Annotated in this window: 6 protein-coding genes; 3 read left to right on the top strand and 3 right to left on the bottom strand. The window is 62.8% G+C overall.

Translation table 11 applies throughout. From position 1 onward, the window contains the following. Positions 1-708 precede the first annotated feature (708 nt). Together ACWDSI_RS20195 and ACWDSI_RS20190 are read left to right on the top strand one after the other, a co-directional pair. Positions 709-1707 carry a hypothetical protein gene (locus ACWDSI_RS20195; RefSeq protein WP_449757645.1) on the top strand — a complete coding sequence of 333 codons (999 nt, stop codon included), beginning with the start codon at positions 709-711 and terminating at the stop codon, positions 1705-1707. A 34-nt stretch (positions 1708-1741) separates the two neighbouring features. Beyond that, complete coding sequence (locus tag ACWDSI_RS20190; protein ID WP_449757644.1) at positions 1742-2827, top strand: hypothetical protein; 1086 nt, start codon at positions 1742-1744, stop codon at positions 2825-2827. Between the two features lie 104 nt (positions 2828-2931). Here ACWDSI_RS20190 and ACWDSI_RS20185 read toward each other — a convergent pair whose 3' ends face one another. Then, complete coding sequence (locus tag ACWDSI_RS20185) at positions 2932-4470, bottom strand: flavin-containing monooxygenase (RefSeq protein ID WP_449757643.1); 1539 nt, start codon at positions 4468-4470, stop codon at positions 2932-2934. Between the two features lie 130 nt (positions 4471-4600). Here ACWDSI_RS20185 and ACWDSI_RS20180 point away from each other — a divergent pair, with 130 nt between their 5' ends. Then, positions 4601-5806, top strand: a complete 1206-nt coding sequence (locus tag ACWDSI_RS20180) for a PucR family transcriptional regulator (protein ID WP_449757642.1) — start codon at positions 4601-4603, stop codon at positions 5804-5806. Between the two features lie 315 nt (positions 5807-6121). Here ACWDSI_RS20180 and ACWDSI_RS20175 read toward each other — a convergent pair whose 3' ends face one another. Together ACWDSI_RS20175 and ACWDSI_RS20170 are read right to left on the bottom strand one after the other, a co-directional pair. Continuing rightward, positions 6122-7360 (bottom strand): fatty acid desaturase family protein, encoded by a 1239-nt coding sequence (locus ACWDSI_RS20175; RefSeq protein WP_449748437.1) that lies wholly within the window; start codon positions 7358-7360, stop codon positions 6122-6124. Between the two features lie 8 nt (positions 7361-7368). Then, positions 7369-8481 carry a ferredoxin reductase gene (locus tag ACWDSI_RS20170; protein ID WP_449748438.1) on the bottom strand — a complete coding sequence of 371 codons (1113 nt, stop codon included), beginning with the start codon at positions 8479-8481 and terminating at the stop codon, positions 7369-7371. Between the last annotated feature and the right edge of the window lie 464 nt (positions 8482-8945).

Raw genomic sequence — 8945 nt, 5'->3', positions numbered from 1 at the left:
TCCGTCCTGCCATGTTCTTCATCGTCCCTTCTCCGCCCTCATCAGGGCAATCAGGACTCTAAAACAACCCGGACCGGCTCACGGGGGACACGCCAGACCAGATACCACCGTGACGCCGCTGCTTACTTCATCCTCGATATAATCGGGGCCACAGCGGGCCGCCACGACAATAATTGTCTCCGCAGTCCGCTGTGACCCCGTCTGTATCGCTAATGCCGCCAGCCTCCGACTGGCTGACGCCCGATCTTGACCGTCCACGAAATCCACCACCCGACCTGCGATGCTGGCACTACCTCTCGTGGTCCGTCACACGACGGGCGTCATCCACACCTCCTCGAACCGGACCAACCGCCCAACCGTATCGTGGTTAGACTGTCCGAACGCATGGGTATCGTGCCTCGGCCCGCGACGGTGGCAAGTGGACCGGCCAGGTCGGACCTGTCGGAGACGCCGCAACAGTTGCCCGACCCAGCTCCACAGCTCCCCGCGGCGTCGCTGCGATTCACCAGCGCGGCAAGGGCAACAACTAGCCAGGTTGGCAAGGGAATGCTTATCGGATTGGTACATAGCTACCCGACGAATCCCGTTGCCCTGGAAGAGGAAATGACAATCAACCGCCCCCGTGAGGTCCGGCTGCGACTGGAACCTCGTGGTCCCCGACATCGAGGCCCGTCGTCGTTCTTCGATTGGTTCGAGAACCTGACACTCGTGGCCATCGACATCGGTTCCGACGAGGAGACTCTACTGTTCCGTGGCAACTGGACTCTTGGGCCGCTACTGCAGTGGCTTGCCGACAATGAGCGAGAGATCCGCGAGGGCCACACGCCGCTAATCCAACACCCAGGTGAGACGATCGCGCGGACACTCGAACGCGCCTACTCGGTCCTGGACGAGGATCTGCCCGACAACCTCTTCGAACTCGCTGCGATGCCTGTGTCAGCGTATCTTCAGTCCCACTGCCTGGCGGCTGGGATGCCGGGAATGGCTGGGGTACCACGACTTCTGATTGGACTTGGTCGCGATGGTATGGAAATCAGCAAGTTCACCGATGAAGACTCGGTAAGCGCATCCTCCCGCTACCTGTTTGACATTGACGATTTCTACACCCACTTGCCGAGTTTCGATGTCACTGGCGACCATTCATCAGGTCTCCGGCTCTCTGCCGATCAACCGAAAGCACCGCCTGCTGCAGTAGATTCGACCCTCCGCCTTGTCGTCCGCCGTAGTTCTGAAAACTCCTCACCTGACTCCGAGCTGCGCACCGAGCTGATTGCGCAGAGGATCGACGACCACCGCGAGAGGATCCTGTTCTCCGCAGGCCAGGATGCGCTACGCCCGATTTTGCTGTGGCTGCGAGGATCTGAAGAACATATCCGGTCCGACCGGCCACCCATCGAGATGCATGACGACGAAACCCTTGGCCAGATGCTGGCGAGAGCCTCCCGCACAGTGTCGGATGATCTTCCGAAGGAGGATCTGATAGCGCTCGCATCGAAGTCTCTGTCCGACTACATCGAATTCCACTGTCTCCCAAGTGCTGCTGCGGTCTCCACGTCGGGACCCGCCATACTTCTCGGGTTCGCAACAGGTCGCGGGTTCGAGTACTTCGAAATCTGTAACCGCGTCGACGGAGAGTACGCACATGACACACCGTGGAGCATCCGATTCGATCCCGACGACTTCTTTGCGCACCTCCCGGCGGAATGATGCAGATTTCCAAGCCAGCACCGTGGTTGCATTGATGGATTCCGTCCCAAAGACTGTCCGCCTCCGACTTGAGGTCCGCGGCCCTCGCCACCGCGGTCCGGCGTCGTTCTTGGACTGGTTCGAGGACGTTTCCCTCGTGGCGACGGAACTTGAGACAGGCGTGGAGAAGGTCCTCTTTTGTGCCGATCTGGAGCTCGGACCACTCCTCCAGTGGCTCTCCGACAACGAGCAGTCGATCCGTCACGATCCGCCCGTACTGCCTCAGCGTCGAGGCGAGACCATCGGCCTTACCCTCCTGCGAGCCAAACAGTTCTTCCGAGCCGACTTGTCAGATGAGATCATCGATCTCATCGTGATGCCGATATCGAACTACGATGAATCACATCGCATTTCGACAAGTAGTTCACACATGAAGACCTCGCCCGTGTTGTTGGGGGTGGGCAACGCAGGGCACGAAGTTTGCAACTGGATAGGACTCGATGAGAAGGCGGCGCCGTGGCACTTCAGATTTGACATCGACGACTTCTTCGACCACCTGCCTCAGTTCGACTTTCGCGGCGGCGACACCGGCGCCGGATTGACACTATCCCCGAAGGCTGGTGGTCAGAGTCCTCCCCCGGACTATCGCCTCCGCCTTGAAGTTCGTCGGCGCCCCGAACACCCTGCCCGCCTTGCGCTTATAGCCACAGACCTGGCCTCCAATACCGCAACCACGCTGGTCGAAACAGATTCTGACGGCGCAACCATCGAGTCCGTGATCAACTGGCTCCGGGCTTCGGAAAATAGCATCCGCGAACAGACCCAGCCCATTGAGCGCAGAGAGGATGAAACGCTCGGGCAGGTCTTGGCCCGAGCACAAGCCTCGACAGACACAGCGCTACCGGACGATGTTCGCTTCCTCACCACCAAAGCGCTGTCCGACTACGTAAGTACCCACGACATCGGGTCAGTGTTGAGCAGTCCGACATCCGGGCCGCCTCTACTGATGGGGAGAGTCGCTGGTCCGGGGATCAACTACTTCGAAATCTGCAACCGCGTCGACGAAGAGTACGCAAACAACGAACCGTGGAGCATCCGATTCGATCCCGACGACTTTTTCGCGCACCTCCCCGTCGGATGACGCCGATCTCCGAGCCCAGCGCGATATAGACGGGGCCGCAGCGGGCCGCGACGACAATTATTGTCTCCGCAGTCCGCTGTGACCACGTTTATATCGCAATACCGTCAGCCCGCGACCGGCTGCACCTGCTCCGCAACGACCTCCGACACCGGCTCAGCCACAACGGCTTTCACCTGGCGGCGGGAGAACTGGAGATTCTCGAAGTCGGCGACGTCGCTGCCCAGCGCCTTTCGGTCCTTGTAGTAGCTCATCGACATGGTCCACGGTTCGTCGACACCCTGCCGCGGCAACTGGTCGGAGACCCGCTTGATGTAGCCGGCCCCGAAGTCGATCGCGGGTCGCGTCTCCATCCCGGACGGCGCCACCGGCTCGACCTCGGTGTAGGCCCGCGCGTCCATGTACTTCATCAACCGGCACCAATATTCGCAGATGAGGCCTATCTTGAGCGTCCACGACGAGTTGGTGTAGCCGAAGGCCATCACCAGGTTCGGTACCCCACTGAGCAGGGTGCCCCGGTACAGCACCTTGTCCGACAGCTTCAAGGGTTCGCCGTCGATGGACAGGTCCATCCCACCGAACAGGCGCACGTTCAAACCCGTTGCGGTCACGATGATGTCGGCGTCGAGTTCCCTGCCGCTCTCGAGCAGCAGCCCCTTCTCGGTGAAGGTCTTGATCCGATCGGTCACCACCGACGCCTTGCCCGTGCTCACCGCGCGGAACAGGTCGGCGTCGGGCACCGCGCACAGCCGCTGATCCCATGGGTTGTACGGCGGATTGAAATGTGTGTCCACATCGAAATCGTCGGGCAGCAGCATCGAATTGATCTTCCGAATCACCTTGCGCGATGTCTTCGGGAATCGCTGGCAGGATTCGTACAGCAGCCGCTGCTGCGCGATGTTCTTCCACCGCGCCGCTTCGTAGCCGCGCTCGTCGCCCAACACCTTGCGCGCGGCGATCGCGAACGGGTCGTGCTTGGGGAGCGGCACGATGTATGTCGGCGTGCGCTGCAGCATCGTGATGTGTTCGGTCTTGTCGGCCATCGCCGGCAGCAGGGTCACCGCAGTGGCGCCACTGCCGATCACCACCACCTTCTTACCGGCGTAGTCAAGGTCCTCGGGCCAATGCTGCGGGTGCACGATCTGGCCCTCGAACCGTTCGACGCCCTCGAACTTCGGGGTGAAGCCCTCGTCGTAGTTGTAGTACCCCGACCCCGCGTACACCCACTGCGCTTTGATCACCACGCGCTCGCCGGTGTCTAGCCGGTCAACTTCGGCCGTCCACAACTGCTCGTCCGACGACCATGACAACGACCGCGTCATGTGCTGATAGCGGATGTGCTCGTTGAGCTTGTCCTCGTCGACGGCCTCGTGCAGGTATTGCATGATGCGGTCCGCGTCGGCGATCGATTGCCGATCGACCCACGGCTTGAACGCGAATCCGAAGGTGTGCAGGTCGCTGTCGGAGCGGATACCCGGGTAACGGAACAGATCCCACGTACCACCGATGGTGTCGCGACCCTCGAGGATCGCGAAGCTCTTCTCCGGCAGCAGCGTGGTGACGTAATGACCGGCTCCGAGGCCGGACACGCCGGCTCCGATGATCAGGATGTCCAGGGTTTCGACAGGCGTCGCCGTGGTCGGCATCCGTCCTCCTTCGTCCGAGCCGGGTAATGTGACACCCGGCGTTGTCACGTTCCATCATTCACGCGTAGCGCAGATCACACCACTGACAATGTGCACCCAGGTTCGATGATTCAAGGTGCAGAATGTTCACATGTCCGAACCTTGGCCCCCAGTGTCACCCGAGGTCCGTGAGTTGATCCGCCGCGGCGCGTCCCTCATCATCGACCCCCCACCCGAGTGGATCGAACTTCTCCACGAGGCAGCGCTCGGCGGCGCACGGATGAAGGCGATCGCCGATGACCCCGTGCTCGCGGCCGGCACCCGCCAAACCAACCTCGCCAACACCATGCGATGGGCCCACCACAACGTGCTGCATCCCGGCGAGCGAGTGCCTGCCGACATCACGCCCGAGATCCTGACCGCCACGCGCGACCTGGTCCGACGCGGCCTCGACGAGTCGTCGCTGGACGCCTTCCGCACCGCCCAGAGCGTCGCGTGGCGGCTGTGGATGCAGATCTGCTTCACCCTCACCGACGACCCGGTCCAGCTACGTGAACTGCTCGACGTCACCTCGCTGTCGATCTCCACCTTCATCGACGACACCGTCGACGCGATGAGCGAACGGATGCGCGACGCGCGCGACGAACTCAACCGCGGCACCCACGCGCAGCGGCGGGAGGCCGTGGCGTTGCTGCTCGAGGGCGCACCCATCCCGGTCGCACGCGCCGAAGCGCAACTCGGCTACTCCCTGTCGGGCACCCATACCGCGCTGGTGTTGTGGAGCGACGGGCCTGATCCCACCGCCACGCTGGAGGCCGAGGCCGACAAGTTCGCCGGATCGGCCGGTTGTGATACCCGGCTCACCGTGATCGCCAGTGCCGCGTCCCTGTGGGTGTGGCTACCGGTTCCCGACTCCCACATCCCCACCCGCACTCCGGCGCCGTCGGTACGGGTGGCGATCGGCAGGAGCGCGCAGGACGTGGAAGGGTTCCGCAGCAGCCATTTTCAGGCGCTGGCCACGCAACGCATCATGGCGCGACTGGCCGGCGATCAGCGCTTCGCCCGGTACGACGACGTCCGACTGGTCTCGCTGGTCACCGCCGACCCCGACGACGCCGACAGCTTCGTCGCCGACACACTCGGCGACCTGATGCACGCCGACAAGGATCTCCTCGACACCGTCCATCGGTGGATCACTCTGCAGTGCAACACCTCTCGTACAGCAGAGCAACTGTACACGCACCGCAACACCGTGATCCGACGCCTCGCCCGCGCCGACGAACTCCTCCCCCGTCCACTGGCCGACAACCTCCTCGACGTCGGCGTCGCGTTGGAGACCCTGCGCTGGCGGGGGTGATCTCGACTCCCGCTGGTTGAGCGGCCCCTCGCTGGTTGAGCGGTCCTCTGCTGGTTGAGCTTGTCGAAACCACCCGCCGGACGAAGTGATCTCGACAAGCTCGATCAGCAAGCGCACCGCTCGATCAGCAAGTGGCCCCCGCTGGTTGAGCGGTCCTCTGCTGGTTGAGCTTGTCGAAACCACCCACCGGACGAAGTGATCTCGACCCCCGCTGGTTGAGCGGTCCCCCGCTGGTTGAGCTTGTCGAAACCACCCACCGGAGAAAGTGATCTCGACAAGCTCGATCAGCAAGTGCACCGCTCGATCAGCGAGTGGTCACGCAACCCGCACCTTCGACTGCCGCAGTTCCCGCAGCGCGGTACGCAGTCCGCGTCGTCGACCCGTCTTCTCATCGACACCGAAGTGTGTCTTGGTTCCCTCGATGATGTTGAACCGCAACTCCGATGCGGTCTCGGGGGCATCGTCGGGTCCCGCCTTGAGCAGTGCGTTGGGCAGCGAGAGTTTGGCGATCGTCCGGAACGTCAGCATGTACTGGTGCGCGAGCGACCCGGTGGTGTAGGGCAGGTCGTACTTGTCGCACAGTTGGCGTACCCGCACTCCGATCTCCTCGTACCGGCTGCTGGGCAGGTCGGGGAACAGGTGGTGTTCGATCTGGTGACTCAGGTTGCCACTCATGAACCGCATCAGCGGTCCGGCGTGAAAGTTGGCCGACCCCAGCATCTGTCGCAGATACCAGCGCGGCTGGTCCTCCTCCTCGTACTCCCGCACGGTGAACTTCTCGGCGCCGTCGGGGAAATGTCCGCAGAAGATCACGGCGTACGCCCAGTAGTTGCGGATGAAGTTCGCGGTGGCGTTGGCGGTGAGCGTGGTGAACCAGTTCGGTCCGGCCAGCGCGGGGAAGATCAGGTAGTCCTTGGCCGCCTGCTTGCCCACCTTGCGGCCGATCACTCGGAGGTCACGCAGCGCGGCCCGATACGACTTCTCGCCCGTACGCAGCTTCTCCGCCTCGAGATGATGCAGCGCCACACCCCACTCGAAAAACGTTGCGAGCAAGAAGTTGTAGACGGAGTTGCCGGCGTTCCACCACTCCCAGGGCTGATCGCGGGTGACGCGCAGGATGCCGTAGCCCACATCGTCGTCCATGCCGACGATGTTCGTGTACTTGTGGTGCACGAAGTTGTGGGAGTGCTTCCACTGCACGCTCGGACATGTGGTGTCCCACTCCCACGACGACGAGTGGATCTCGGGATCGTTCATCCAATCCCATTGTCCGTGCATCACATTGTGGCCGAGTTCCATGTTCTCGACGATCTTGGCCACGCCCAGCATCCCGGTACCCAACAGCCACATGGGTTTACGGTTGCTGAACATCAGCACCACACGGCCTCCCGCGGCGAGAGCGCGCTGAAATGCGATGGTGCGCCGGATGTATCGCGCGTCGGCTACACCGCGTGATTCCTCGATGTCGCGGCGGATGGCGTCGAGTTCCGCGCCGAGGGCTTCGACGTCGGCTTCGGTGAGGTGTGCGTACCGATCGATGTCGGTGATGGCCATGGAGCCTCCTAGAGGTCGAGCGTGCATTCCCCGGACACGGTGGAAATGCATGTCTGTATGCGATCACCTTCGCGTCGCTCGTCGCCGCTGCGCAGATCGCGCACGTAACCCCCGGCGAGCGGAACAACGCAGGTTTGACAGATCCCCATCCGGCATCCGAAGGGCATCTGGATTCCCAACTCCTCGCCTGCTTCAAGGAGTGTGGTGGCACCGTCGATCTCGGTGCTCTTGCCCGACGTGGCAAAGGTGACGGTGCCACCTTCGCCTCCGACGTCGGTGCGGGCAATGGCGAATCGTTCGATGTGCAGTTGATCCGACAGTTCGTTCTCGCCGTAGAGCGTCTCGACGTCGTCGAGGAACTCGACGGGCCCGCACGCCCAGCATGACCGCTCACGCCAGTCGGGAACCGTGGCATCGAGCTGGTTCAGGTCGAATCGTCCGTCGTCCTTGCTGATCCGCAGATCGAGTGTGTACGTGGGTGTTTCGGTGTCCATGCGCTCGAGTTCGTCGAGGAAGATCACCGATTCACGGGTGGGAGCGGCGTGCACGTGCACAATGTCGGGCGTCTGGTTGTGATGGTGCAGCGAGCGCAGCATCGCCATCACGGGTGTGATCCCGCTGCCCGCGGTGAGGAACAGGATCGCGTCGGGCGTGGGCTGCGGCAGATGGAAGTCACCCTTGGGCGCGGCCAGGCGGATGATGGTGCCCGGCGCCACGCCGTCGACGAGATGCGTGGACAGAAAACCGTCCGGATTGGCCTTGACCGTGACGGAGATGGTCTTGTCGGCGGTGCTGCCGAACGAGGTCAGCGAGTACGACCGCCAATGCCAACGGCCCCCCATGTCCAGGCCGATACCCACGTACTGGCCGGGCCGGTAGTTGGCCGGGAATCCCCATCCGGTGCGGATCGTGACGGTGGCGCTGTCGTCGGTTTCCTTGACGACGCTCTCCACCCGCCCGCGCAGTTCGCGGGCCGACCACAGCGGGTTGATCAGGTGCAGATAGTCGTCGGGCAGCAGCGGAGTGGTGGCCCGCGCGATCAGCCCGCGCACGATGTTGACCTCCGGACGCGTCGCTTCCACGTCGGCCGCAGGCCGCTTACTCCACTTGAGAAGGTTCACCCGATCTCCCGCCCTGGTGCTGTGCACGAGTGTACACAGCGCGCGTGGCGCCGATCACATGTCCGGCGATCCGCCATCGAGATGGTGCTCGTCTCGCAGGCTCGGTCTCGGAAGCGGACCCGCGGGGTAACGATCTGTCGACGTCGCACTCGAATCGATCGGCCGCTTGATAGTCCTGTCACCCAAGTGTTGTTGCACCAGAACTGACCGGAAAGACATCTGCCATGCGACGAGCCCGTGTTCTTCCCGCCGTCCTGCCCGGCGCGATCGCCCTCATGCTCGTCGTCGGCGCCGTCACAACCGCCCCGGTCCCGGCACCCGGGACGACACTCGTCGCGTCGGAAACCACCACCGTATTGACCTGTGAGCCGCTAGTGTCGCGTTTCGTTAGTTGGTTTTCGGTTGAGCTTTCTTGAGAATCTCCTCGACCGGTTTCGTCCACACGAAGGGGTGTTTGCGGTCGT

It is taken from the genome of Gordonia sp. NPDC003429 (assembly GCF_053588575.1).
The sequence above is the reverse complement of the archived record's forward strand: the minus strand, read 5'-3'. Positions and strand labels throughout refer to the sequence as shown.

Excerpts from the sequence above, each read along its gene's own strand:
- ACWDSI_RS20190 (WP_449757644.1), top strand. The coding sequence starts at position 1,742 with ATGGATTCCGTCCCAAAGACTGTCCGCCTCCGACTTGAGGTCCGCGGC.
- ACWDSI_RS20185 (WP_449757643.1), bottom strand. The coding sequence starts at position 4,470 with ATGCCGACCACGGCGACGCCTGTCGAAACCCTGGACATCCTGATCATC.
- ACWDSI_RS20180 (WP_449757642.1), top strand. The coding sequence starts at position 4,601 with ATGTCCGAACCTTGGCCCCCAGTGTCACCCGAGGTCCGTGAGTTGATC.
- ACWDSI_RS20175 (WP_449748437.1), bottom strand. The coding sequence starts at position 7,360 with ATGGCCATCACCGACATCGATCGGTACGCACACCTCACCGAAGCCGAC.